At 64.5% G+C, this 24859-nt stretch carries 21 protein-coding genes; 15 read left to right on the top strand and 6 right to left on the bottom strand.

The features are described 5' to 3' along the window. Window positions 1-25: 25 nt before the first annotated feature. The 5 genes from IVA78_RS32290 (at window position 26) to IVA78_RS32270 (ending at window position 4715) form a co-directional block, all read left to right on the top strand. A complete protein-coding gene (locus tag IVA78_RS32290) occupies window positions 26-1270 on the top strand; it encodes an ABC transporter substrate-binding protein (RefSeq protein WP_247279795.1) in 1245 nt (414 codons plus the stop codon). A gap of 167 nt (window positions 1271-1437) precedes the next feature. After that, window positions 1438-2316, top strand: a complete 879-nt coding sequence (locus tag IVA78_RS32285; RefSeq protein ID WP_346015458.1) for a branched-chain amino acid ABC transporter permease — start codon at window positions 1438-1440, stop codon at window positions 2314-2316. Continuing rightward, on the top strand, window positions 2316-3299 hold the full coding sequence (locus IVA78_RS32280) for a branched-chain amino acid ABC transporter permease (protein ID WP_247279794.1): 984 nt from the start codon (window positions 2316-2318) through the stop codon (window positions 3297-3299). The genes IVA78_RS32285 and IVA78_RS32280 overlap by 1 nt, the downstream gene beginning before the upstream one ends. Then, complete coding sequence (locus tag IVA78_RS32275) at window positions 3296-4027, top strand: ABC transporter ATP-binding protein (protein WP_247469422.1); 732 nt, start codon at window positions 3296-3298, stop codon at window positions 4025-4027. Before IVA78_RS32280 ends, IVA78_RS32275 begins: the two co-directional genes overlap by 4 nt. Continuing rightward, the gene (locus IVA78_RS32270; RefSeq protein WP_247420781.1) at window positions 4011-4715 is read left to right on the top strand and encodes an ABC transporter ATP-binding protein; all 705 of its coding nucleotides are present in this window, start codon (window positions 4011-4013) and stop codon (window positions 4713-4715) included. The genes IVA78_RS32275 and IVA78_RS32270 overlap by 17 nt, the downstream gene beginning before the upstream one ends. Before the next feature lie 182 nt (window positions 4716-4897). On the opposite strand, the gene IVA78_RS32265 is transcribed toward IVA78_RS32270, so the two are convergent. After that, window positions 4898-5572, bottom strand: coding sequence for an aldolase (locus IVA78_RS32265; RefSeq protein ID WP_247279791.1), 675 nt, complete (start codon window positions 5570-5572; stop codon window positions 4898-4900). Between the two features lie 104 nt (window positions 5573-5676). On the opposite strand from IVA78_RS32265, the gene ltnD reads away from it, so the two are divergent. The 6 genes from ltnD to IVA78_RS32235 all read left to right on the top strand — a co-directional run bounded on the left by ltnD (window position 5677) and on the right by IVA78_RS32235 (window position 15056). Further along, on the top strand, window positions 5677-6594 hold the full coding sequence (ltnD, locus tag IVA78_RS32260) for an L-threonate dehydrogenase (protein ID WP_247279790.1): 918 nt from the start codon (window positions 5677-5679) through the stop codon (window positions 6592-6594). A 16-nt stretch (window positions 6595-6610) separates the two neighbouring features. Next, window positions 6611-7393, top strand: a complete 783-nt coding sequence (gene otnI / locus IVA78_RS32255; RefSeq protein ID WP_247279789.1) for a 2-oxo-tetronate isomerase — start codon at window positions 6611-6613, stop codon at window positions 7391-7393. Continuing rightward, a complete protein-coding gene (gene otnK, locus IVA78_RS32250) occupies window positions 7390-8664 on the top strand; it encodes a 3-oxo-tetronate kinase (protein ID WP_247279788.1) in 1275 nt (424 codons plus the stop codon). Before otnI ends, otnK begins: the two co-directional genes overlap by 4 nt. 167 nt (window positions 8665-8831) lie before the next feature. Beyond that, a complete protein-coding gene (locus tag IVA78_RS32245; RefSeq protein WP_247279787.1) occupies window positions 8832-10523 on the top strand; it encodes a methyl-accepting chemotaxis protein in 1692 nt (563 codons plus the stop codon). 170 nt (window positions 10524-10693) lie between these two features. Then, a complete protein-coding gene (locus IVA78_RS32240; protein ID WP_247279786.1) occupies window positions 10694-13873 on the top strand; it encodes an efflux RND transporter permease subunit in 3180 nt (1059 codons plus the stop codon). Continuing rightward, window positions 13860-15056, top strand: a complete 1197-nt coding sequence (locus IVA78_RS32235) for an efflux RND transporter periplasmic adaptor subunit (RefSeq protein ID WP_247279785.1) — start codon at window positions 13860-13862, stop codon at window positions 15054-15056. The genes IVA78_RS32240 and IVA78_RS32235 overlap by 14 nt, the downstream gene beginning before the upstream one ends. A gap of 144 nt (window positions 15057-15200) precedes the next feature. Here IVA78_RS32235 and IVA78_RS32230 read toward each other — a convergent pair whose 3' ends face one another. Then, window positions 15201-16709, bottom strand: coding sequence for an acetyl-CoA acetyltransferase (locus tag IVA78_RS32230; RefSeq protein ID WP_247279784.1), 1509 nt, complete (start codon window positions 16707-16709; stop codon window positions 15201-15203). Window positions 16710-16843: 134 nt separating this feature from the next. Continuing rightward, window positions 16844-17977: a nitronate monooxygenase gene (locus IVA78_RS32225; RefSeq protein ID WP_247279783.1), complete on the bottom strand. Its 1134-nt coding sequence runs from the start codon at window positions 17975-17977 to the stop codon at window positions 16844-16846. Window positions 17978-18297: 320 nt separating this feature from the next. Here IVA78_RS32225 and yghU point away from each other — a divergent pair, with 320 nt between their 5' ends. After that, window positions 18298-19173 carry a glutathione-dependent disulfide-bond oxidoreductase gene (yghU, locus tag IVA78_RS32220; RefSeq protein WP_247279782.1) on the top strand — a complete coding sequence of 292 codons (876 nt, stop codon included), beginning with the start codon at window positions 18298-18300 and terminating at the stop codon, window positions 19171-19173. A gap of 355 nt (window positions 19174-19528) precedes the next feature. Here the strand turns inward: yghU and IVA78_RS32215 are convergent, their stop codons facing one another. The 3 genes from IVA78_RS32215 to IVA78_RS32205 form a co-directional block, all read right to left on the bottom strand. Then, window positions 19529-20806, bottom strand: coding sequence for an acyl-CoA dehydrogenase family protein (locus tag IVA78_RS32215; RefSeq protein ID WP_247279781.1), 1278 nt, complete (start codon window positions 20804-20806; stop codon window positions 19529-19531). A gap of 350 nt (window positions 20807-21156) precedes the next feature. Continuing rightward, window positions 21157-21537, bottom strand: coding sequence for a VOC family protein (locus IVA78_RS32210; protein ID WP_247279780.1), 381 nt, complete (start codon window positions 21535-21537; stop codon window positions 21157-21159). 107 nt (window positions 21538-21644) lie between these two features. Next, window positions 21645-22424 (bottom strand): SDR family oxidoreductase, encoded by a 780-nt coding sequence (locus IVA78_RS32205; RefSeq protein WP_247279779.1) that lies wholly within the window; start codon window positions 22422-22424, stop codon window positions 21645-21647. 165 nt (window positions 22425-22589) lie between these two features. Here IVA78_RS32205 and IVA78_RS32200 point away from each other — a divergent pair, with 165 nt between their 5' ends. Genes IVA78_RS32200 through IVA78_RS32190 form a run of 3 tightly spaced genes read left to right on the top strand, consistent with a single transcriptional unit; the run spans window position 22590 to window position 24742 of the window. Continuing rightward, window positions 22590-23378 carry an enoyl-CoA hydratase/isomerase gene (locus IVA78_RS32200; protein WP_247279778.1) on the top strand — a complete coding sequence of 263 codons (789 nt, stop codon included), beginning with the start codon at window positions 22590-22592 and terminating at the stop codon, window positions 23376-23378. Continuing rightward, entirely contained in the window at window positions 23375-24361 is a 987-nt protein-coding gene (locus IVA78_RS32195; RefSeq protein WP_247279777.1) for a phosphotransferase family protein, read from the top strand. Before IVA78_RS32200 ends, IVA78_RS32195 begins: the two co-directional genes overlap by 4 nt. A 3-nt stretch (window positions 24362-24364) precedes the next feature. Then, window positions 24365-24742 (top strand): DUF6285 domain-containing protein, encoded by a 378-nt coding sequence (locus IVA78_RS32190; protein ID WP_247279776.1) that lies wholly within the window; start codon window positions 24365-24367, stop codon window positions 24740-24742. Window positions 24743-24859 lie beyond the last annotated feature (117 nt).

Genomic DNA, 24859 nt, shown 5'->3' with positions numbered 1-24859 from the left:
GAAATTCAGTACAGGGAACTTTGCCATGACGATCTCTCGCCGCGACGTGTTGTTAGGAGCTACCGCTACGGCCGCGCTGGTGCCGCTGGCAGCGCGCGCACAGACCTCGGAAGTCGTGATCGGCGTGATCTATCCGTTCTCCGGCGGCAGCGCGCAGCAGGGCGTCGATGCGCAGAAGGCCTATGAAACCGCGCTCGAAGTCATCAACAAGGACACCGATTTCGACCTGCCGCTGGCGAAAGGTGAAGGCCTGCCGGGCCTCGGCGGCGCCAAGGTCCGCCTCGTGTTCGCCGACCACCAGGCCGATCCGCAGAAGGGGCGTGCCGAGGCCGAGCGCCTGATCACGCAGGAAAAGGTCGCCGCCATCATCGGCACCTATCAGAGCGCGGTCGCCGTCACTGTCAGCCAGATCTGCGAGCGCTACCAGATCCCGTTCGTCTCCGCCGACAATTCCTCGCCGAGCCTGCATCGCCGCGGCTTGAAATATTACTTCCGTGCCGCGCCGCATGACGAGATGTACTCGGCCGCGATGTTCGACTTCTTCGATGCCATGAAGAAGAAGGGCACCAAGATCGAGACGCTTTCGCTGTTCCACGAGGACACCATCTTCGGCACCGACTCCGGCAACGCCCAGGCCAAGATCGCCGGCGAGCGCGGCTACAAAATCGTCACCGACATCAAGTACCGTGCCAACTCGCCCTCGCTCTCGGCCGAGGTGCAGCAGCTCAAGACCGCCAATGCCGACGTGCTGATGCCGTCGAGCTACACCACCGACGGCATCCTCTTGGTCAAGACCATGGCCGAGCTCGGTTACAAGCCGAACGCGATCGTGGCGCAGGATGCCGGCTTCTCCGAGAAGGCGCTTTATGATGCCGTCGGCGACAAAGTCGAAGGCGTGATCTCGCGCGGCACCTTCTCGCTCGACCTCGCGCAGAAGCGCCCGATGGTCGGCAAGATCAACGAGATGTTCAAGGCGAAGTCGGGCAAGGACTTCAACGACCTCACCTCGCGCCAGTTCATGGGCCTGATCATCCTCGCCGATGCCATCAGCCGCGCCAAGTCGACCGACGGCGAGAAGATTCGCGATGCGCTGGCGGCGACCGACATCCCGGGCGAGCAGACCATCATGCCCTGGAAGCGGGTCAAGTTCGACGAGATGGGCCAGAACAACGACGCCGACCCGGTGCTGCTGCAATATGTTGGCGGCAAGTTCGTCACCATCTTCCCGCCGCAGGCCGCGATCGCCGAGGCGATCTGGCCGATGAAGTAAGACGCTGCTGAAGCAGGACAGAAGATCGAGGTCGTCGTGAATGCCTCGTCATTGCGAGGAGCGTAGCGACGAAGCAATCCAGACTGCCTCGGCGGTGAGATTCTGGATTGCTTCGCTTCGCTCGCAATGACGGAGCAAACGATGACGTTTCGAACGGGGGATCAGAGGTGACAGCCCAAGCCATTATCCAAAGTCTCGCGAGCGGCCTGCTCATGGGCCTGCTCTATGGACTGATCGCGGTCGGCCTCGCGCTGATCTTCGGCCTGATGGACGTCGTGAACTTCGCTCATGGCGAGTTCCTGATGATCGCGATGTATGTGAGCTTCTTCCTGTTCGCGTTCTTCGCCATCGATCCCCTTTTGTCGGCGCCGCTGGTCGCCGCGGCGCTGTTCGTGTTCGGAGCGGTGGTCTATCTATTGATTGTCCGCTTCGCCATGCGGGCCAAAGCCAATGCCGGCATGGTGCAGATCTTCTCCACCTTCGGCCTTGCCATCGTGATGCGCGGCCTGGCGCAGTTCTTCTTCACGCCGGATTATCGCAGCATTCCGCAGTCTTGGCTCGGCGGCAAGACCATCTCGGTCGCCGGCATCTTCCTGCCGGAGCCGCAGCTGATCGGCGCGCTGGTCTCGATTCTCGCTTTCGCCGGACTCTATTTCTTCATCAATCGGACCGATTTCGGCCGCGCGCTGGAAGCGACGCGTGAGGATCCCGGCGCGGTGGCTCTCGTCGGCATCGACAAGAACCGCGTGTTTGCGCTGGGCTGGGGCCTTGGCGCCGCGCTGGTCGGTCTTGCCGGCGCCATCATGGCGGTGTTCTTCTACATCTACCCCGATGTCGGCGCGTCCTTCGCGCTGATCGCCTATGTTACGGTGGCGCTGGGCGGCTTCGGCAGCGTGTTTGGGGCCTTTGCCGGCGGGATCATTGTCGGCCTCGTGGAGGCCGTCACCGCCTTGGTGCTGCCGCCCTCGCTGAAGTCGGTCGGCATCTACGCCGTCTACCTGCTCGTCGTCTTCATCCGGCCGCGTGGCCTGTTCGGGTCGATGTGATGGACAATAAATTTGCCGCGCGGCGCCGCCGCGACCTCATCATTGCCGCAGTATTGGCCGGGCTCGCAGCGCTGGCGCCGTTGCTCGTCAAGGACGTCTACGTTCAGAACATCCTCATCCTGACCTTGATGTATGCGGCGCTGTCGCAGAGTTGGAACATCCTCTCCGGCTATTGCGGACAGATCTCGCTGGGACACGCGCTCTATTTCGGCATCGGCGCCTACACCACCGAACTCTTGTTCACCAAGTTCGGCGTGCTGCCCTGGTTCGGCATGCTCGGCGGCGGCGTGATTGCCGCCCTGATCGCGATGGGGCTCGGCTATCCCTTCTTTCGCCTGCGCGGCCATTACTTCGTGATCGCGACCATCGTCATTGCCGAGATCGGCCTGTTGCTGTTCCAGAACTGGGAGTGGGCGGGAGCGGCGATGGGGATCACCATTCCGATCCGCGGCGACAGCTGGCTGAAATTCCAGTTTCTGCGCACCAAACTGCCATACTTTTATTTCGCGCTGGCATTGTGCTGCCTCGCCTGGTTCGTCACCTGGTGGCTGGAGGACTCCAAATGGGGCTTTTGGTGGCGCGCGGTGAAGGACAACCCGGAGGCGGCCGAAAGCCTCGGCGTCGTCGTGTTCAACTCCAAGATGGGCGCGGCAGCCGTCTCCGCCTTCCTCGTCGCCATCGGCGGCGCATTCTATGCGCAGTTCCTTGCCTATATCGATCCTGAGAGCGTGATGGGCTTCCAGTTCTCGCTGCTGATGGCACTGCCGGCCGTGCTCGGTGGCATCGGTACCCTCTGGGGGCCGGTGTTGGGGGCCGCCATCCTGATCCCGATGACGGAGCTGACGCGCTCCTATATCGGCGGTTCCGGGCGCGGCGTCGACCTCATCGTCTACGGCACCCTGATCGTGCTGATCTCGCTGGCGTTGCCGCAGGGTCTGGTGAGCCTGCTCTCACGTACCAAGGCGAAGGGGGCCACACGATGACCGCGCTCCTCGAAACCCGTGGCGTCTGGCAGCGTTTTGGCGGGCTCGTCGCCAACAGCGATGTCTCGATCTCGGTCGGCCGCGGCGAGATCGTCGGCCTGATCGGCCCGAACGGCGCCGGCAAGTCGACGCTGTTCAATCTCATCGCGGGGGTGCTGCCGCCGACGCAAGGCTCGATCTGGTTCGACGGCGAGGATGTTACCCGCATGCCGGCGGCCGAGCGCTGCCAGCGCGGCGTCGGGCGCACCTTCCAGGTGGTCAAGAGCTTTGAGACCATGACGGTCATCGACAACGTCATCGTCGGCGCCTTGGTTCGCAACACCGTGATGCGTGAGGCGCGCCGCAAGGCGCATGAGGTGCTCGAATTCACCGGCCTTGCCGCGCGCGCCAATGTGCTCGCAAGCGACCTCGTGCCGGCCGAGAAGCGCCGCCTCGAAGTCGCGCGTGCGCTGGCAACCGAGCCAAAGCTGCTGCTGCTCGACGAAGTCCTCACCGGCCTCACGCCGACCGAGGCGCAGACTGGCGTCGCCTTGGTGCGCAAGGTGCGCGATGCCGGCATCACCGTGCTGATGGTCGAGCACGTCATGGAGATCGTGATGCCTTTGGTCGATCGCGCCATCGTGCTCGACCTCGGCAAGGTGCTGGTCGAAGGCAAGCCTGCTGAGGTCGTCCGCGATCCCAAGGTGATCAGCGCATATCTGGGAGATCGTCATGCTGTCGGTGCGTGAAGTCACGACCGCCTACCAGGGCCTGGTCGCGATCTCCGCGGTCTCGATCGAGGTTCAGAAGGGCGAGATCGTCTGCGTTGCCGGTGCCAATGGCGCGGGCAAGTCGACGCTGCTCAAGTCCATTGCCGGCGCCGAGCGGCCGCGTTCGGGCACGGTGACATTCGACGGCAAGCGTCTCGATGGCATGGCGCAGCATCACATCACGGCCACCGGCATTGCCTATGTGCCCGAGAACCGCCGCTTGTTCCCCCGTCTGTCGGTGCGCGACAATCTGCGCCTCGGCAGCTATCTCTATCGCGGCGAGGCGAACCGTGAGGAGCCGCTCGATCTCGTCTTCCAGCTTTTCCCGCGTCTGGCCGAACGCCTGGAGCAGCGCGCCGAGACGCTCTCCGGTGGCGAACAGCAGATGCTCGCGATCGGCCGCGCTCTGATGACGCGTCCGCGGCTGTTGATGCTGGACGAGCCTTCGCAGGGTATCATGCCGAAGCTGGTCGACGAGATCTTTCAGGCCGTGAAGCGCATCCGCGATGCCGGCATGACCGTGCTGATCGTCGAGCAGCGCATGGCCGAGTGCCTCGAGATCGCCGATCGCGCCTACATCCTGCAAACCGGCCGCGTGCTGATGCAGGGTGCGGCCGCGGAGATCAAAGGCAATCCGGCCGTCCGCAAGGCGTATCTGGGGCTGTAACTGTGGCGTGTGCGGCATTCACGCTCCGCACACTCGGTGTCATCGCCCGCGAAGGCGGGCGATCCAGTATTCCAGAGGCGTCAGTGAAATACGGACAAGCCGCGGCGTACTGGATTCCCCGCCTTCGCGGGGAATGACAGCGCTGGGTGAGGCGGCGTTAGGGCGCCGATGACCGCACGACACTAATGCCCATCCCTATGCTCCGGCAGCGTCACTCCAAACACCTTCACCAGATCCGTCACCTGATCCGGCGAGAGGTATCGTGGGTTCATCCCGCGCAGCAACAGATACAGCTTCGCCGTCTCCTCCAGCTCCTCGGTCGCAAACACGGCCGCTTCCAGCGTGTCGCCGGCGACGACCGGGCCGTGATTGGCGAGCAGCACCGATGAATATTTCCCCGCCAGCCCTTTGATCGCATCCGCGACCGCACGATCGCCAGGGCGATAATACGGCACGAGCGCGGTGGCGCCGCATTTCATTAGATAATAGGCCGTCATCGGCGGCAGCGCGGCGCGCGGGTCGATGTCGGGCAGCATCGAGAGCGCAACCGAATGGGTCGAGTGCAGGTGCACGATCGCGCGCGCGCTCCCGCGCGTGTCGTAGAGCGCAGTGTGCAGCGGAACTTCCTTGGTCGGCGCATCGCCCGAAACCAGCCGGCCCTGATCGTCGAGCCGCGACAGCCGCGCCGGATCGAGGAAGCCAAGCGAGGCGTTGGTCGGCGTCACCAGCCAACCGCCGCCGTCCAGCCTGACGCTGATATTGCCGGAGGAGCCCGGCGTCAGCCCGCGCTCGAACAGCGACCGCCCGAAGCGGCAGATATCCTCGCGCAGCCGTGTCTCGTTGCTCATGGCCGTCATGCCTGCTTGTCTCACGCTTTGGCAGCGCGGCCAAGCCGTGTTATCGGTTCGCCGAGCCGCCGCAAAGGGCGGCGGTCCGGGAAACGTTCGCAAGGGTCAGTTGCATGTCCGCCTCCACGTCACAAAATCAGCGCATCGTCGTGATCGGGCTCGGCTCGATGGGCTTTGGCATGGCGACCTCGCTGAAACGCGCCGGCCATGCCGTCACCGGGTGCGACGTCTCCGACGATGCCGTCGCGCGTTTCGTGGAGGACGGCGGCGCGGGCGCCAAGACGCCGGCTGACGCTGCCAAGGACGCCGACATCGTCGTCAGCGTCGTGGTCAACGCTGCCCAGACCGAAGCCATCCTGTTCGGCAAGGATGGCGCCGCCGAGACCATGCCGAAGGGCAGCGTCTTCATATCCTCGGCCACCATGGACCCGGATGTCGCGCGGCGTCTTGCCAAGCAGTTTGAGGCGACCGGCCGGCATTATCTGGATGCGCCGATCTCCGGTGGGGCGCAGCGCGCCGCGCAAGGCGAGCTGACCATCCTCGCGTCCGGTAGCTCCACCGCTTTTGCCAAGGCGCGTCCAGCTCTCGATGCCATGGCCGCAAAGGTCTATGAGCTCGGTGACGCCGCAGGGCAGGGCGCCGCGTTCAAGATGATCAACCAGCTCCTCGCTGGCGTGCACATTGCCGCCGCCAGCGAAGCGATGGCGTTCGCGGCCAAGCAGGGCCTCGACATTCGCAAAGTCTATGAGGTGATCACAGCCTCCGCCGGCAATTCCTGGATGTTCGAGAACCGGATGCCGCACGTGCTCGATGGCGACTACACGCCGCGCAGCGCGGTCGAGATCTTCGTCAAAGACCTCGGCATCATCCAGGACATGGCGCGCAGCGCCAGATTCCCGGTGCCGGTCTCCGCCGCCGCGCTCCAGATGTTTCTGATGACGTCAGCCGCGGGCATGGGCCGTGACGACGACGCTTCGGTGGCGCGGATGTATGCGCAGGTCACCGGCGTCAAGCTGCCCGGCGACAAGTAGAGCTGAGAGGATTCCGATGCCCCGTTTTGCCGCCAATCTCTCGATGATGTTCACCGAGGTGCCGTTCCTCGACCGCTTCGATGCCGCCGCGCAAGCGGGCTTCACCGCAGTCGAGTTTCTCTTTCCCTATGAGCATCCGGCCGAGGCGGTCGGCGAGCGGCTCAAGCGCAACGGTCTGACCCAGGCGCTGTTCAACCTGCCGCCGGGCGACTGGAATGCCGGCGACAAGGGTTTTGCCGCGTTACCGGCGCGGTTCTCCGATCTGAAGGCGAGCCTGGGGAGGGCATTGCCGTACGCCCAGGCGACTGGCGTCAAGCGCCTGCACCTGATGGCCGGCATCGCCAATCGGGGCGAGCGCGTCGCGATCGAGGCCTTCTACAAATCGGTGACGTGGGCCGCGGAGTTCTTCGCGCCGCACGGCATCGATATCGTGATCGAACCGATCAATGCACGCAACGTGCCCGGCTACTTCCTCAACGATTTCGGCTTCGCCCGCGACCTGATCCAGGAGTTGAGGCTGCCGAACCTAAAACTCCAGTTCGACATCTATCACTGCCAGATCATCCACGGCGACGTCACCATGCGGCTGCGCGAGATGATGCCGATCATCGGCCACATCCAGATCGCCAGCATCCCCTCGCGCAACGAGCCTGACGGCGAGGAGCTGAACTATCCGTTCCTGTTCACTGAGCTCGACCGGCTCGGCTATGCCGGCTTCGTCGGCTGCGAATACAATCCGCGCGGCAAGACAACGGATGGGCTCGCCTGGTTCGAGCCTTACGCGGGAGTGAAGCCGTGATACTTGCGTTGGGCTGCATCGCCGACGACTACACCGGCGCCTCCGACCTCGCCAATACGCTGACGCGAGCGGGCCTGCGTACCGTGCAGACGATCGGTGTGCCCGCGAACGATCTCGCGCTGCCCGAGGTCGACGCCGTCGTGGTGTCACTGAAGAGCCGTTCGATCGACGCCAGCGTTGCCGTGTCGCGCTCACGCGCGGCGGAGACATGGTTGCGCGGCCGCGGCGCGGGCCACGTGCTGTTCAAGATCTGTTCGACCTTCGATTCCACCGATGCCGGCAATATCGGGCCGGTGATGGACGCCTTGCGCGCCGAATGCGGCGAAAGCGCCGTGCTGGTGACGCCGGCCTTTCCGGAAACAGGACGCACCGTCTACCAGGGCAACCTCTTCGTCGGCGCCGTGCCGCTGAACGAGAGCCCGCTGAAGGACCATCCGCTCAACCCGATGCACGATTCCAACCTGGTGCGCGTCTTGGCGCGCCAGAGCAAGACGCAAATCGGCCTCGTCGATCTCGCCACAGTCTCGCGCGGTGCAGACGCCGTGCGGGCGCGCCTGGCCGAACTCGCGGACAAGGGCATCGGTGCCGCGATCATCGACGCCGTGTTCGACCGCGACCTCGAGACGATCGGCCTCGTCGCCGCCGAACATCGGCTCTCGGTCGGCGCCTCCGGCATCGGCCTTGGCCTCGCTCGTGCGCTGGTGTCGACAGGCAAGGTCAAGTCGACGGCGGCAGGCGGGACGGGCGCCGCGGTTGGCGGGCCGGCGGCCTGCCTTGCCGGAAGCTGCTCCCAGGCAACGCTTCAGCAGATCGCCAATGCCGAGCGTGTCATGCCGGTGTTACATCTTGATCCCGAGCAGATCGTCGCGGGGGGCGGCGAAGCGCAGCGGGCGCTGGCCTGGGCGAGACCGCGGCTGGCGGATGGCCCTGTCCTGATCGCCTCGAGCGCGACACCGGAAGCCGTTGCCGCCGTTCAGGCGCGTCACGGCCGCGATGCGGCCGGGCATGCCATCGAGCAGGCCATGGCCGACATTGCCGAAGGCCTGGTGCAGGCGGGCGTTCGGCGCTTGATCGTCGCGGGTGGCGAGACGTCAGGCTCCGTGGTCGACCGGTTGAGGATTCCCGGATTTCTCGTAGGAGTGGAAATCGCGGCGGGTGTCCCGGTGTTGCGCGCGGTCGGTGCAGAGACAGGCGAGATGCTGCTTGCGCTAAAGTCCGGAAATTTCGGTGGCCCGGAGTTTTTCACGGACGCGCTTAAGCTCATGCGCTGAGCGCAGAGCATTGTTAGCTGCCTGTTCATTTCTTTCGGCTTTCCGTACTCGTACGGAGTCGTAGTTAACATCTGCGCAGGTGCTCTGGTGTCGGATGTCGGTGCTGCTCCTTTTGTTTGATTCGTAGTTCCCGGACGCGCACCGGCCAGCACAAAGAGACCCAGTTCATGTTCGCCACTATTTCCATCCGCGCCAAGATCATCAGTGTCGTGGCATTCCTGCTGGTCGCAATGACCGGCATGGGTCTGCTCGCCGTCATGAAGATGCGGTCGATGAATGCCAACACCGTCGACATCACCACGAACTGGATGCCCAGCGTGCGCGTGCTGGGCGAACTGCGCGCCGGCGTGATCACCTATCGCAACGTGATCCGCGAGCACATGCTGTCCGAAACGTTGGAAGAGAAGCTGGCGGCGGAAAAAACGCTTGGGACCGTGATCGAGGCGAATACCAAGCTTCGGCAGTCGTATGAAGCCATGATCACGTCGCTTGAGGAACGGGCGCTCTACAGCGAGTGGTCCAAGCTGTGGGAAGACTACAAGAAGGGCACACAGGAGGTGATGGCCCTGTCGCGCAAGGAGGCCGGCAAGATTCCGCACGAAGCGCACGAGTTGAACAGCAAGACGGTCAACAAGATCGGGCTGCAGGCGGACGAGATTTTGAGGCGGGACATCGAGCTCAACACCAAGGGCGCGGATCAGGCCGCGCGAGACGCTGACGACAGCTATGATCATGCCTTCATGCTGGTCTCACTCATTCTCGGTGCGGCGGTCGTCATTGGTATCGGCGTCAGTTTTTATCTTGTTCGTGACGTCTCCCGGGGCATCAGCTCCATCACCGATCCCATGCAGGCGCTGGGCAAGGGTGACCTCAGTGCCGAAGTCCCGCATCGCGGCGAGAAGACCGAGATCGGCGCCATGGCCGATGTGCTCCAGGTCTTCAAGGAGGCGCTGATCGCCAAGAGGGCGGCGGACGAAGCTGCCGCGGCCGACGCCGAAGCCAAGATCGAGCGCGGCCGCCGCGTCGACAGCATCACCCGCGAATTCGAAACGATGATCGGCGAGATCGTCCAGACCGTCTCGTCGGCCTCGACCCAGCTCGAAGCCTCCGCCTCGACGCTGACCTCGACGGCCGACCGCTCGCAGCGGCTGGCGACCACAGTTGCCGGAGCTTCGGAGGAAGCCTCGACCAACGTGCAGTCGGTGGCCTCGGCGACCGAGGAGATGGCCTCGTCAGTCGGTGAGATCAGCCGTCAGGTGCAGGAATCGGCGCGGATGGCGGGCGACGCCGTCGGCCAGGCGCGCGCGACCACCGAGCGCGTCAGCGAACTGTCCAAAGCGGCGTCCCGCATCGGCGACGTCGTCGAGCTCATCAACACCATCGCCGGCCAGACCAATCTCTTGGCGCTGAACGCCACTATCGAGGCCGCGCGCGCCGGTGAAGCCGGCCGCGGCTTTGCGGTGGTCGCCTCCGAGGTGAAGGCGCTGGCCGAGCAGACAGCGAAGGCGACCGGCGAGATCGGCCAGCAGATATCCGGCATCCAGGCGGCGACGAACGATTCAGTCGGCGCCATCAAGGAGATCTCCTCGACCATCGAGCGCCTGTCGGAGATCTCGTCGGCGATCGCGGCGGCCGTGGAAGAGCAGGGCGCGGCAACCCAGGAGATCGCGCGCAACGTGCAGCAGGCGGCGCAGGGCACCCAGCAGGTCTCCGCCAACATCACCGACGTGCAGCGCGGCGCGACCGAGACCGGCACGGCCTCCTCGCAGGTGCTCTCGGCGGCGCAGATGCTGTCGAACGATTCGAACCGGCTGAAGAATGAAGTCGGCAAGTTCCTGTCCGACGTGCGCGCCGCCTGAGGCACGCGGCCGCATGGCTGCGATGTAGATTTCGCAGTGCGGTAGCAGGGAAGTGAATGCGCGAAGGCCGCCGGAGGTTAGCGTTTCCGGCGGCGCTCGGGTAAAGGGAGATGGGGGTCGCCCCGGGGGCGGATTTCCACATTCTTGCTTGACCTGGAATTGCCTGGCGCATGATTGCTCTGGTCCGTATTGCCCTGAGCCGGCCCTATACTTTCGTCGTGCTCGCGCTGCTGCTGCTGATCATTGGGCCGCTGGCGGCGCTGCGGACACCGACTGATATCTTCCCGGACATTCGCATTCCCGTGATCGGCGTGGTCTGGCAGTACACCGGCCTGCCGCCCGACCAGATGTCCGGCCGCATTACGACGCCGTTCCAGCGCGCGCTGACGACGACGGTCAACGATATCGAGCACATCACTGCCAATTCCTATAACGGTTTCGGCATCATCAAGATCTTCTTCCAGCCCAACGTCGATATCCGTACCGCGAACGCGCAAGTCACCGCCATCTCGCAGACGCTGCTCAAGCAGATGCCGCCTGGCGCGACGCCGCCCTTGATCCTGAACTACTCCGCCTCCACCGTTCCGATCATCCAGGTGGCGCTGTCGGGTGAAGGCCTCACCGAGCAGAACCTCGCCGATATCGGCATCAATCAGCTTCGCACGCCGCTGGTCACTGTGCCCGGGGGGGCGATCCCGTACCCGTTCGGCGGCAAGCAGCGCCAGGTTCAGATCGACCTCGATCCGACCGCGCTCCAGGCCCGCGGCCTCTCGGGCCAGGACGTTGCCAACGCGCTCGCCGCCCAGAACCTCATCACGCCGGTCGGCACCCAGAAGATCGGCCAGTTCGAATACAACATCCAGCTCAACAACTCGCCGCTCCGGATCGACGAGCTCGGCAATCTGCCGATCAGGACCGTCAACGGCGCGATGGTCTACGTCCGCGACGTCGCGAGCGTGCGCGATGGCAATCCGCCGCAGACCAACATCGTCCATGTCGACGGCAACCGCTCGGTGCTGATGATGGTGCTGAAGGCGGGCGCGACCTCGACACTCGATATCATCGCCGGCATCAAGCAGAAGGTCATCGAGGTCAAGGACCAGCTGCCCGACGCACTGAAGATCGGCTTCATCGGTGATCAATCGGTGTTCGTCCGCGGCGCGATCCAGGGCGTTGCCTTCGAAGGTGTGATCGCGGCGCTGCTCACCAGCGTCATGATCCTGTTGTTCCTCGGCAGCTGGCGCTCGACCATCATCATCGCGGTCTCCATCCCGCTGTCGGTGCTGGGTGCCATCATCATGCTGTCGGCGATCGGCGAGACGCTGAACATCATGACACTCGGCGGCCTTGCGCTCGCCGTCGGCATTCTCGTCGACGACGCGACGGTCACGATCGAGAACATCAATTACCATCTGGAGCAGGGCAAGCCGGTCGAACAGTCGATCCTCGATGGTGCCAACCAGATCGTGACGCCGGCCTTTGTGTCGCTGCTCTGCATCTGCATCGTGTTCGTGCCGATGTTCTTCCTCACCGGCGTCGCGCGCTTCCTGTTCGTGCCGATGGCCGAAGCCGTGATGTTCGCGATGATCTGGTCGTTCATCCTGTCGCGCACGCTGGTGCCGACCATGGCGAACTACCTGCTGCATGCGCATGTCCATCACGAGGGCGGGCCGCCGAAGTCGCGCAATCCCTTCGTCTGGTTCCAGCGCGGCTTCGAGGCGCGGTTCGAGCGCATTCGCAGCTTCTATCGTGGTTTGCTCGGCCTCGCGTTGGTGCAGCGTGCGGTGTTCGTGATCGGCTTCCTCTGCGTGGTCGGCGCGTCCTTTGCCCTGGTGCCGTTCCTCGGGCGCAACTTCTTCCCCGCGGTCGATGCCGGCAACATCCTGATGCATGTCCGCATCCAGGTCGGCACCCGCGTCGAGGAGACCGCCAACCAGCTCGCCGACGTGCAGAAGGCGGTCCGCAAGTTGATCCCGGGCGAGATCGAGACCATGACCGACAACATCGGCATGCCGATCTCCGGCATCAACATGACCTACAACAACACCGGCGTGATCGGCCCGCAGGACGGCGACATCCAGATCAAGCTGAAAGAAGGCCATAAGCCGACCGAAGAGCATGTACGCGTGCTGCGTGAGCAGCTGCCGCGATTGTTCCCCGGCGTCAGCTTCGCGTTCCTGCCCGCCGACATCGTCAGCCAGATCCTGAACTTTGGCGCGCCGGCGCCGATCGACCTCCAGATTCGCGGCGCCAATGTCAGCGCCAATTTCGTTTACGCCAATAATCTGCTGGCCAAGGTCCGCAAGATTCCCGGCGTTGCCGATGCGCGCATCCAGCAATCGCCAAACAATCCGACATTCAATATCGATGTTGATCGCACCCGCGCGCAATATGTCGGTCTGACGGAACGTGACGTCACCAACAGCCTCGTCGTCAATCTCGCCGGCTCCTCGCAGGTCGCGCCGACCTACTACCTCAACCCCGACAACGGCGTGTCGTACTCGATCGTGATGCAGACGCCGCAATACCAGATCGACTCGCTCAGCGCGCTTCAGACGCTGCCGATCACCGCGACCGGCAATGCGCAATCGCCGATCCTCGGCGGCATCGCCGACATCAAGCGCTCGACCTCGAGCGCGGTGGTCTCGCAGTACGACATTCAGTCGATGGTGCAGATCTTCGCGACCACGTCGGGCCGCGATCTCGGGGCGGTCGCCGCCGACATCCGTCAGCTGATCGCGGACACCGCAAAGGAGGTGCCGAAGGGCTCGTCCGTGGTGCTGCTCGGTCAGGTGCAGACCATGAACAGCGCCTTTACTGGTCTCCTGTTCGGCCTGCTTGGCGCCGTCGTGCTGATCTATTTCCTGATCGTCGTGAACTTCCAGTCCTGGTCCGATCCCTTCGTCATCATCACGGCGTTGCCGGCCGCGCTCGCGGGCATCGTCTGGATGCTGTTCATGACGGAGACCACGCTGTCGGTGCCGGCGCTCACCGGTGCCATCATGTGCATGGGCGTTGCCACCGCCAACAGCGTGCTCGTGATCTCCTTCGCGCGTGAACGCTACGAGGAGCTCGGCGATCCCGTCGCCGCTGCGCTGGAAGCCGGTTTCGTCCGATTCCGCCCCGTCCTGATGACCGCGCTCGCCATGATCATCGGCATGGCACCCATGGCCTTGGGCCTCGGCGAGGGCGGTGAGCAGAATGCGCCGCTCGGCCGCGCCGTGATCGGCGGCCTGATCTTTGCAACCTTCGCCACGCTGATGTTTGTTCCCGTGGTGTTCAGCATGGTACACAAGAAACAAGGCGCCAAAGCCGCCGCCCCATTGGAGACTGCGCATGTCGCCCACTGAGACCCGCTCCCCGGTGTCGCACCGGAAATTGGGCATCTTCGGCGTGGTGGCGCTGATTGCGGCAGGCCTCGTCGTGGGCACGGGCATCCGTGCCCGCGAGGAGCAGGGCTCCAAGCTGAAGGAATGGACCGATGATCAGGCCATTCCGAGCGTTGCGGTGACCCAGCCCAACGCCAAGGCCCTCAACGCCACCATCGATCTGCCGGGCCGGCTGGAGGCCTATTACCGCGCGCCGATCTTCGCGCGCGTGTCGGGTTACCTGAAGAGCTGGAGCGCCGATATCGGCGCCCGCGTCAAGGCAGGGCAGGTGATTGCCGAGATCGAGGCGCCAGACCTCGATCAGCAGCTCTTGCAGGCCCGCGCCGACCTCGCTAGCCAGCAGGCCAGCGCCAGGCTGTCCGAAGCGACGCTGAACCGCCGCAAGACGCTGGTCGCCTCGAACTTCGTCTCGGCACAGGAGATCGACGAGCGCACTGCCGATCTCTCCAACAAGAACGCTGCCGTGCATTCGGGCCAGGCCAACGTGGAGCGGCTCGAAGCGCTGGCCGGCTACAAGAAGATCACCGCGCCGTTCGACGGCGTCGTCACCGCCCGCGACACCGACGTCGGCGCGCTGATCAATGCCGGCGGCGGGGCGGGTCCGGCTATGTTCGTGGTTTCTGACATCACCAAGCTGCGTGTTTACGTCAACGTGCCCCAGAACTATGTGCCGGCGGTCAAGATCGGCGCCAAGGCCACCATCACGCTCCCGGAATATCCGAATCGGTCGTTCCAGGCGACCGTGGAAGCCTCCTCCCAGTCCGTCGACGTCGCCTCGGGCACCACGCGGATGCAGCTCGGGCTCGACAATTCCAGCGGCGAGCTGATGCCCGGCGGTTATGCCAGCGTGAAGCTCAACTTGCAGCGCGACTCCGCGCCGCTCAGCATCCCCGCCAGTGCGTTGATCTTCAACAGCAATGGCCTGCGCGTTGCGACGGTCAGCCCGGACGACAAGGTACAGTTCAAGACCGTGACCATCGCGCGCGACCTCGGCCGCGAGATCGAACTTGCTTCGGGCATTACAGCGGACGACCGCGTCATCACGGCACCGCCGGACGGCCTGTCGGATGGGGATGCGGTGCGCGTGGTTGGCGCCAAGGCCAAGCCGGCGACTGCGTCGGAGAAGCAGGCACCGAAGAGCTAGGGCGCCTCGTGCCCCGGACGCAGCGCAGCATGAAGTGATGCGCTGCTGAGCCGGCCTCGTCTCGCCTCAAAGCACCGTGTTTCTTGCCGGATCCCGGCTCTGCGGAGCGGCCTTGCATGCCGCACCGCGTCCGGGACACGAGAGCTACGTCACCCGCCACTCCGGCACGCCGTCGGCCGCCATCGTGACCTCGCCGACTGATCCCACCGGCGTGCGATCCATGTTGAGCAGATGTGTCAGCGTCGCCGTGTCGCTCGCTGGAATCCGCGCTAGCGTGCGGCGAGCGTCTGCCGTCCGCAACATCACCACGCCATGCTCGATCTCGCCGCCGCGGCCGTAGAGCACGGTAAAGCTCTCGACCTTGCCCTTGCCAGTTGCCTCCGCGACGAATTCCGGCACGGCCCGCTTGTTGCGGTCGGCTTCCGCCTGCACGCTCGTCTCCTGCACCAGCGCCTCGCGCGGTGGCGTTTTCGACACCACCAGCGCGTGGTGCTTGGTGACAAAGCCGCCCTGGCCGTAGAGCAGACCGAGCTTGGCGCCGTCGCGCACGCGCCGCACCATCGCGCAGGCCGCGTGCGTCATGTAGGTATTGAGCGGGGCGCCGAAGAAGGTGAGGCCGCCGGTCACGGTCGGCTGCACGTCGGCATCCAGGCCAAGCGTGCGCCGCGCCATCTTCGGGACGCACGGGAAGCAGCTGTAGAGCTCGATGGCGTCGAACCTCTTGCCGTCGCCGCCTGCGAGATCCATCACGGCCTTCAGAACCGCGTTCTGCGGATGGCTCTCGTAGAACTGGTCGCGCAGGAGATAGTCGCGCGGCTCCTCCGCCGAGGCGCCGCCGAGCGGATAGACCAGCTTGCCCTCGGCAATGCCCGCCGTACGCGCCTTGGCAACGCTCGTCAGCAGCAGCGCGCCGCCCATGTTGACGCTGGGATTGGCGACCATGAGCTTATTGTAAGGCCATGCGATCAGGCGGTTGTCCGCGGTCGGCGTCGTGATTTCGTCAGGCGCATAGCGCCGCTTCAGCCAGGCATTGGGATTTTGCGCCGCGGCTTCGGAGTAGCGCGACCATAGTGTCCCGGATTCCGCCATCGCCTCGCGCGGCGTCTGGCCCCAATGAGCGGACGAAGCCGCCTCATAGAACGGATAGACGGTGACGGGGCGGAACACGCCGAGTCTCACTGCCAGCGGTTTCTGGAACGCTGCCCCGCGCTTGGGCTCCTCGACGTCGTGCGCGAATGGTGTCCATGGCAGCTTTGTCCCGGCGCGCTCAGCCTTGGTCGCGGTCGATTGCGCCTCGGCGCCGCAGATGGCCGCCACGGTGCATTCGCCCCGCGCGATGCGCTTCGCAGCCTCGTGGATATAGCGGATCGGGCTCTCGCCGCCGACCGGGCCGTAGTAACAATGCGAAGGCGAGATGCCGAGCCGCTGTGCCAGCAGCGCTTCCGGATCGCGATAGCGCCAGCTCAGAAAGTTCACGACGTCAAGCGACTGCACCTCGCCCAGCAGCTTTGCGCCGGCGTCTGCTTCCGCGCGCCGCAGCGCCTGTTCGAGCAGATCGAGCGGCTCGAGGCCATCAGTGATCTCCCTGGGACGGTCGACAATCTCGCCGACGCCGACGATGACGGGGATGCGGTCTGGGGAAACAGTCGTCATTGTTCTTGCTTCTTCACTCTCTGAGATCTCCGACCTCATCCTGAGGAGCCTGCGAAGCAGGCGTCTCGAAGGATAGGCCACGGGCGCTCATGGTTCGAGACGGCGCTTGCGCGCCTCCTCAGCATGAGGGTCCATCATTCCGCCACCAGCGCATTCATGTGCTCGACGGCCTCCGCAAACTCTTGCTTGAACTCCTGCACCACGGCGCCGGCCGACTTCACGCTGTCGATCAGCCCGACGCCCTGGCCGACGAAATAGCTGACGAGATCACGCGCCTTGGCATTGCCGCTCGCCGCCGCGCGGTCGATGGAGTTGAAGGCGTCGCGACTGATGATGCTCTGGAGCGGCATCGGCAGCGCGCCCGGGCTCTCCGGCGCGCGGTCCCAGGCATCGGTCCAGACCGAGCGGAGCTGTCGCGCCGGCTTGCCGGTACGGCCCTTCGAGCGCACCGCGTCGCGTGAGGACGCCGCGATCATCTTCTCGCGAAAAATCTCCGTGGTCTCGGCCTCGACGGTCGCAAGCCACACCGATCCGGTCCAGGCGCCGGCCGCGCCCATCGCCATGCAGGCCGCCATCTGCCGGCCCGTCATGATGCCGCCGGCGGCCAGCACCGGCACCTCGCGGATCGGCTTGATCGCCTTAATCACCTCCGGCACCAGCACCATGGTCGAGACCTCGCCGCAATGGCCGCCGGCTTCCGTGCCCTGCACCACGAGAATGTCGACGCCGGCTGCGACCTGGCGCAGCGCGTGCTCCTTGGCGCCGACAAGCGCAGCAACGGGCACGCCGTGGGTCTTGCCCATCTCGATCATGGCCTTCGGCGGCACGCCGAGTGCATTGGCGATGAGCCGGATCGGATGGCGGAACGAAACTTCGAGCAGCTCCAGCGCCGTCTTGGCGTCGAACGGCTGCGGCTGGTCGGCGGCGACCTCAGTGGTCGTCAGTTCAATGTCGTACTTCTTCAGGAGATCGCGCGCGTAGTTGCGGTGCTCTTGCGGCACGCGCGTTTCCAGGCTCTTCCAGGTGACGTTCTTCTCGCCCGCGGTGGAGATGTTTTCGGGGATCAGCACGTCGATGCCGTAGGGCTTGCCATCGACGTGATCGTCGATCCATCTCAGCTCGCGTTCGAGCGTATCAGGCGTGTGCACGGTGGCACCTAACACGCCAAAGCCGCCGGCGCGGCTGACGGCCGCAATGACGTCGCGGCAATGGCTGAAGGCGAGCAGCGGGAACTCGATCCCCAGCATGTCGCAAATTGGCGATTTCATGGCTCTCTCCCGGCGGTCTTCGCGTTCTCGTTGCTGTCGCGGCGAAGCAAAGCGACGCTAGCGGATCGTCGCTGGCGATGCCATGCCGGATTCGACGGCGCATCTTGCGTGGACACGCCGCGCGATGCTCCACTCGCAGGCTAACTCCTGGTGCATGGAGGGCTTCGGGATGGAGTCCGAAGCGCCGGCGCAGGCGGCAGCCAGGCGAGGTCGCATGACGCCAGCCTGAGGCCCGCGCCGGGCGCAGATCGAGCAGCCCTTGTCATCTGCCATTTGCGGGCTAATTAATGCAGGCGCATCTTTCCGCCGGAGCCTCTCGCATGACCGATACCCCTGCCTACGTGCCGCCCAAAGTCTGGACCTGGAACAAGGAAAATGGCGGGCAGTTCGCCAACATCAACCGCCCGATCGCCGGCCCCACCCACGACAAGGAGCTACCGGTCGGCCGCCATCCGCTCCAGCTCTATTCGTTGGCGACGCCGAACGGGGTGAAGGTGACGGTGATGCTGGAAGAGTTGCTGGCGCTCGGCCATAAGGGCGCCGAATACGACGCCTGGTTGATCAGGATCGGCAACGGTGACCAGTTCGGCAGCGGTTTTGTCGACATCAATCCGAACTCCAAGATCCCGGCGCTGATGGACCGCTCCGGGCCCGAGCCGATCCGGGTGTTCGAGTCCGGCTCGATCCTGTTCTACCTCGCCGAGAAGTTCGGCGCCTTCCTGCCGAAGGACGTCAAGACCCGCACTGAGGCGATGTCCTGGCTGTTCTGGCAGATGGGCAGCGCGCCCTATCTCGGCGGCGGCTTCGGCCATTTCTACGCCTACGCGCCGACCAAGATCGAATACGCCATCGATCGCTTCGCGATGGAGACCAAGCGCCAGCTCGATGTGCTCGACCGGCGGCTCGCCGACAACGAATATCTCGCGGGCAGCGAGTACACCATCGCCGATATGGCGGTGTGGCCCTGGTACGGCGCCCTCGCCAAGGGCTTGGTCTATGGCGCCGGCGAATTCCTCTCGGTGCAGGACTACAAGAACGTGCAGCGCTGGACCGATCAGATCGCCAAGCGCCCGGCCGTGAAGCGCGGCCGCATGGTCAATCGTGTCTCCGGCGATCCCGCCAGCCAGCTCCACGAGCGCCACGACGCGAGCGATTTCGAGACCAAGACGCAGGACAAGCTCTCGCCGGCGATGTAGCGCTTCTTCACCTCTCCCCGCCTGCGGGGAGAGGTCGGATCGCTCTTGCGATCCGGGTGAGGGGGAGTCTCCGCGAGAAGGTGCAGCGTCGACTCCTCTCATCGCGAGCGGCAGGCGCGATCGCATATGACTTTTGGCGGCGTCCGAGCGCGCGCCTCGTCCTTCGAGACGACCGCTTCGCGGTCTCCTCAGGATGAGGCTAAGCGGCACTTGCCCGTTGAAGCTGCTGCCGCGCACTCGGTCCTTCATCCTGAGGGCCCGCCAACGGCGGGCGTCTCGAAGGATGGCCACAAAGAAGGGCTCTCCCAAATGCGACTACCCTGCCGCAAGCGAGGGAGGGAACAGAGAGTGCGGATCACGCCATGCTCAGCTCGTGGCGTCCCACCACCATCCAGTGCACCTCGTCCGGACCGTCCGCAAAGCGGAGGTGACGCACGTCCTGATACATCTCGGCCAGCGGCGTCCAGTGCGAGATGCCGGTGGCGCCGTGCATCTGGATAGCCTGGTCGATGATCTTGCAGGCGCGCTCCGGCACCATGGCCTTGACCATGGAGACCCAGACGCGGGCCTCCTTGTTGCCGAGCACGTCCATCGCCTTCGCGGCCTTCAGCACCATCAGCCGCATCGCCTCGATCTCGCAGCGGGCCTGCGCGATGATTTGCATGTTGCCGCCGAGATGGGCGATCTTCTTGCCGAAGGCTTCGCGGGTGAGGCCGCGCTGCACCATGAGGTCGAGCGCCTTCTCGGCCTTGCCGATGGTGCGCATGCAGTGATGGATGCGGCCGGGGCCAAGGCGGAGCTGCGAGATCTCGAAGCCGCGGCCCTCGCCGAGCAGGATGTTCTCCTTGGGCACCCGGACATTATTGAAGCGCATATGCATGTGGCCGCGCGGAGCGTGGTCCTGGCCGAACACGTACATCGGCCCGAGCACCTCGACGCCGGGCGTATCGCGCGGCACGAGGATCTGCGACTGCTGCTTGCTCGGTGCCGCATCCGGATTGGTCTTCACCATCACGATGAGGATCTTGCAGCGGGGGTCCCCTAAGCCTGAGATGTAGTACTTCTCGCCGTTGATGACCCATTCGTCGCCGACGAGTTTGGCCGTGGTCGAGATGTTCTTTGCGTCGGAGGAGGCGACGTTCGGCTCGGTCATGACGTAAGCCGAGCGGATCTCGCCGTTGAGCAGCGGCTTCAGCCATTTCTCCTTCTGCTCCTTGGTGCCGACGCGCTCCAGAACTTCCATGTTGCCGGTGTCGGGCGCCGAGCAATTCATGGTTTCGGATGCCAGCGGGCTCTTGCCGAGCTCGGAGGCGATATAGGCGTAGTCGAGATTCTTCAGGCCCTGGCCGGTCTCGTCATCGGGCAGGAAGAAGTTCCAGAGGCCTTCCTGCTTGGCCTTGTTCTTGGCCTTCTCGAGCACCTCGAGCTGCTTCGGCGTAAAGCTCCAGCGATCCTCCTTGTTCTCGCCGGCCTTGGCAAACTCGATCGACATCGGCTCGACGGTGTCGCGGATGAACTTCTTGACGTGGTCGTAGAGCGGGCGGACCTGGTCCGACATGCGCAAGTCGTTGAGCTCGTCGCCGGGATTGAGGGTGTAGTTGGTGGTGCGGGGAATGTAGGTGTGCTTTGTCATTGTTCCTCCCGGAGCGCTAGGATTCCGCTGAGCGCAAGAATAGTCGCAGCGCCGCCAAAGTGCGAGCGCGCATTTTTCACGCAGAGCCATGCCACGCGATGGAATATCGCCAAGGCGTTTGAAATGTTGTTTGAATGGTGATGAGGTTTCGCTGCGCTCGCGACAACCTCCGCTGTCATCGCCCGATTCAATCGGGCGATCCAGTATTCCAGAGACGACGGTGATTGAACCGAAAAGCCGCGGCGTACCGGATGCCCCGGTCCCGGCTCCGCTAATAGGCTACGCCGGGCACAAGCGCTCTCGGCCGGCGAAGCTTCAGCGGAGACGGCAAGCCGGGGCATGGCCCAGACCTAGTTCGGCATCCGATGCATCGCGCAGATCTTGTTGCCGTCGAGGTCGCGCAAATAAGCGAGATAGAGCTTGCCGCCTGGGCCCTGGCGGACACCGGGCGGATCCTCAATCGAGGTCGCACCGGCCGCGACTCCGGCCGCGTGCCAAGCCTCGACCTGCTCCGGCGAATTGCAGGCAAAGCCGATCGTGCCGCCATTCGCGCAGGTCGCCGGTTCGCCGTTGATCGGCTTCGACACCGAGAACACACCGGTCTTGGTGATGTAGAAGATGCGATGGCCGTCGACCCTGGCCGGCCGCACCTCGAGCGTGCCGAGCAGCTTGTCGTAGAACGCCTTGGCCTTGTCGAGATCGTTGGTGCCGATCATCACGTGCGAGAACATTTGCCCATTCCCTCCGAGTTTGGAGCCCGGATGGAGCGCAGCGAAATCCGGGTCTGTTTGCTTTTGGCTGTCCCGGATTACGCTGCGCTCCATCCGGGTTAACGAGATCAAAACGCCGTATAGCCGCCGTCGATCACGAATGTATCGGCGGTGTGATACGACGACGCCTTGCTCATCAGATACACTGCAATGCCGCCGAAATCGGATGCCTCACCGAAGCGCCGCACCGGAATGCGCGGCATCACGTTGGCGACGAACTTGTCGTTGGCCATGAGCCCCGCGGTCATGTCGCTCTTGATCCAGCCCGGCAGGATCGCGTTCGCGGTGACCCCGTAACGCGCGAGCTCGACGCCGAGCGCACGCACCAGCGCGTTGATGGCGGCCTTGGTCGCCGCATAATGCTCGTTGCGCGCGGTGCCGAAGATCGAGGCGAGGCTCGAGGTCGCAACCAGCCGGCCGAAGGGGTCGCCGGCATTGGCACGCTCGGTCATGTGCTTTGCCGCGGCCTGGAACGCGTGGAATACGCCGTCGAGATTGGTCGAAAACATCGTGCGCCATTCCTGTTCGGTGCGCTCGATGAACGAGCGCCGCCCGCCGCCACCGATGCCTGCGTTGGCAAAGCAGCCGTCAACCCGACCGAACGCGTCGAGCGTCGCCTTCATCGCAGCATCGACCGAGGCCGGATCGGTGACGTCGCAGACGCGGGTGTCAACTTTGCCGGCAAGGCCGGCCAGGCTCGCGGCAGCAGCCTTGTTCTTGTCAGCATTGCGGCCCCAGATCGAGACGTTGCAGCCCTGGCCGGCGAGCGCCTGCGCAATGCCGAGCCCGATGCCGCCATTGCCGCCGGTGATCACGGCGACGCGGCCGGAAAGGTCGAAAAGGTTCATGGCGCGTTTCCTGTTTTGGCCTGCGGCGGATCAGCCGCTGCGCGCAAGATTGCTTGCTATGCTCTGATCACCATGGACAAGACCGCGCCAAAAATCAAATATGCGCCCGGAAAAACAAATTCCGGTCTGCGAAACTGACGCAGGCGGCAAGCTGACGAGGAAACCATGCAGTTCAAACACGTCACGCTCGATCTCGATGGTTCGGTCGCGATCCTCAAGCTCGACCATCAGGAGGTGATGAACGCAGTCTCCTTGGACATGCTGGGCGGCCTTGCCGAAGCTCTGGATGCGATCGAGGAGAAGAAGGATGAGGTGCGCTGCGTCGTTTTGACCGGCGCTGGGCGGGCGTTCTGCACCGGGGCAAATCTCCAGGGCCGCAACAACCAGCCGAAGAAGACCAAGGCCGGCCTGACGCTGGAGACCGGCTTTCATCCGTTCCTGCGCCGCATCCGCAACCTGCATTGCCCGATCGTGACCGCGGTCAACGGTCCCGCCGCCGGCGCCGGCATGAGCTTCGCGCTGCTCGGTGACATGATCCTGTGCGCGCGCTCGTCCTATTTCCTGCAAGCCTTCCGCCGCATCGGTCTTGTGCCGGATTGCGGCTCCACCTGGCTCTTGCCGCGCCTGATCGGTCGGGCGCGCTCGATCGAATTGTCGCTGATGGGCGAGCGGCTGCCGGCCGAGAAGGCATTGGAATGGGGCCTCGTCAACCGCGTCTATGATGACGGCGTGCTGATGGAGGAGGCGATGAAGCTCGCACGCGAGCTCGCCAGCGGCCCGACGGTGGCGCTGTCGCTGATCCGCAAACTCTACTGGGACAGCCCGGAAAATTCTTTCGAGGATCAGCTTAACCTCGAATTCCAGTGCCAGCTTCGAGCGGGCGACACCGATGACTTCCGCGAAGGCGTCGGCGCGTTCCTGGAGAAGCGCCCCGCGCAGTTCAAAGGCAAATGATCGAGGCGGAGCTTTCCCGCAGCGTCGCGCGCTGGTGTCCCGGTGCGACCGGCGTCGCCGGCGCGGCCAAGCTCTCTGGCGGCGCCAGTCAGGAAACGTGGCGCTTCGATATCGTGCATCCCGATGGGCTGATAGGCGCAATCCTGCGCCGCTCGCCGAAGGGCTATGGCGCCGCGCCAACGCGCGCGGCAGGCCTCGCCGCTGAAGCGCAGCTGATGCAGCTCGCCTATGAGGCTGGCGTGCCGTCGCCGCGCGTGATGCATGTGCTCACGCCGGAGGACGATCTCGGCACGGGCTTCATCATGCAGCGGATCGAGGGCGAGACTATCGCCCGCAAGATCCTTCGCGATGAGGAGTTCGCAGCCGCACGGCCGCTGCTGGCGCGGCAGATCGGCGACGTGCTCGCCGGTTTGCACAAGCTGCCGCTGCACAAGCTGCCGGAGCTGCGCCGCATGACCGCGGCGAAGGAGGTCGATGAGTTCGAGCGCGACTATCGCAGCCTGAACTGGCCCAAGCCCGTGTTCGAGCTGGCGCTGCGCTGGCTGCGCGACCACGATCCCGGTCCCTCGGCGGAGGAGACGTTGGTACATGGCGATTTCCGCAACGGCAATCTTATCATCGGCGCCGACGGTATCCGTGCCGTGCTGGACTGGGAGCTCGCCCATCTCGGCGATCCCATGGAGGATCTCGGTTGGGTCTGCGTCAACTCGTGGCGTTTCGGCGAGATCGACAAGCCGGTTGGCGGCTTCGGCTCGCGCGAGGAGCTGTTTGCGGGCTATGAGGCCGCGGGCCGCAAGGTCGATCCGCCGCGCGTGAAATTCTGGGAAGTAATGGGCACGCTGCGCTGGGGCATCATGTGCGGCGGCATGATGCAGCGGTTTCGCGAGGGGCCTGACCATTCCATGGAGCGCGCCATGATCGGACGCCGCGCCTCCGAGACCGAGATCGATCTGTTGCGGCTGCTGGCGCCGCGCGGGAGCTGATGCATGCAGGACGAACCCACGCCGATCGAGCTGACAAAGTCAGTCGCCGATTTCTTGCGCAACGAGATCACGCCGCTGATCTCCGGCCACCAGGCTTTCAAGCTGCGCGTCGCCATCAACATCCTCGATCTCGTGACGCGGCAGCTGACGCGGGAGGAGGGCAGCGATGCGGCGGAGGTGGAGCGGCTGCGCGCGCTGCTGGGCATGGACGGTTCATTGATCGAGCTCAACCGCACGCTCGCGATGCGCATTGCCAAAGGCGAGATCGATCTCGCAACGCCGGGCCTTGCCGAGCACCTCTGGCAGACCACGATGGACAAGCTCGCAGTCGATCAGCCGAATTACGCGTCATACAAGCGAGAGCTGTCGCGAGGCGGGTAGCTCTCTCCCCGTCATTGCTGTCGATGTTCAATAATTCGCTGATTGGATCGCGGTGGTCTTGGTAGCGGCGAAGGCCTTGGGAGTTTGTCCTGCCAAGGCCTGATGGGGTCTGTGGTT

The organism is Bradyrhizobium sp. 137 (assembly GCF_023074095.1).
GTDB lineage: Bacteria > Pseudomonadota > Alphaproteobacteria > Rhizobiales > Xanthobacteraceae > Bradyrhizobium.
This window is presented reverse-complemented; position numbering and strand designations above follow the sequence as displayed.

Coding starts and splice junctions, on each gene's coding strand:
- IVA78_RS32205 (WP_247279779.1), bottom strand. CDS start 22,424: ATGAACCTTTTCGACCTTTCCGGCCGCGTCGCCGTGATCACCGGCGGC.
- IVA78_RS32230 (WP_247279784.1), bottom strand. CDS start 16,709: ATGACGACTGTTTCCCCAGACCGCATCCCCGTCATCGTCGGCGTCGGC.
- IVA78_RS32195 (WP_247279777.1), top strand. CDS start 23,375: ATGATCGAGGCGGAGCTTTCCCGCAGCGTCGCGCGCTGGTGTCCCGGT.
- IVA78_RS32290 (WP_247279795.1), top strand. CDS start 26: ATGACGATCTCTCGCCGCGACGTGTTGTTAGGAGCTACCGCTACGGCC.
- ltnD (WP_247279790.1), top strand. CDS start 5,677: ATGTCCGCCTCCACGTCACAAAATCAGCGCATCGTCGTGATCGGGCTC.
- IVA78_RS32235 (WP_247279785.1), top strand. CDS start 13,860: ATGTCGCCCACTGAGACCCGCTCCCCGGTGTCGCACCGGAAATTGGGC.
- IVA78_RS32275 (WP_247469422.1), top strand. CDS start 3,296: ATGACCGCGCTCCTCGAAACCCGTGGCGTCTGGCAGCGTTTTGGCGGG.
- IVA78_RS32280 (WP_247279794.1), top strand. CDS start 2,316: ATGGACAATAAATTTGCCGCGCGGCGCCGCCGCGACCTCATCATTGCC.
- IVA78_RS32245 (WP_247279787.1), top strand. CDS start 8,832: ATGTTCGCCACTATTTCCATCCGCGCCAAGATCATCAGTGTCGTGGCA.
- IVA78_RS32240 (WP_247279786.1), top strand. CDS start 10,694: ATGATTGCTCTGGTCCGTATTGCCCTGAGCCGGCCCTATACTTTCGTC.
- IVA78_RS32215 (WP_247279781.1), bottom strand. CDS start 20,806: ATGACAAAGCACACCTACATTCCCCGCACCACCAACTACACCCTCAAT.
- IVA78_RS32190 (WP_247279776.1), top strand. CDS start 24,365: ATGCAGGACGAACCCACGCCGATCGAGCTGACAAAGTCAGTCGCCGAT.
- otnI (WP_247279789.1), top strand. CDS start 6,611: ATGCCCCGTTTTGCCGCCAATCTCTCGATGATGTTCACCGAGGTGCCG.
- IVA78_RS32270 (WP_247420781.1), top strand. CDS start 4,011: ATGCTGTCGGTGCGTGAAGTCACGACCGCCTACCAGGGCCTGGTCGCG.
- IVA78_RS32225 (WP_247279783.1), bottom strand. CDS start 17,977: ATGAAATCGCCAATTTGCGACATGCTGGGGATCGAGTTCCCGCTGCTC.
- yghU (WP_247279782.1), top strand. CDS start 18,298: ATGACCGATACCCCTGCCTACGTGCCGCCCAAAGTCTGGACCTGGAAC.
- IVA78_RS32210 (WP_247279780.1), bottom strand. CDS start 21,537: ATGTTCTCGCACGTGATGATCGGCACCAACGATCTCGACAAGGCCAAG.
- IVA78_RS32200 (WP_247279778.1), top strand. CDS start 22,590: ATGCAGTTCAAACACGTCACGCTCGATCTCGATGGTTCGGTCGCGATC.
- IVA78_RS32265 (WP_247279791.1), bottom strand. CDS start 5,572: ATGACGGCCATGAGCAACGAGACACGGCTGCGCGAGGATATCTGCCGC.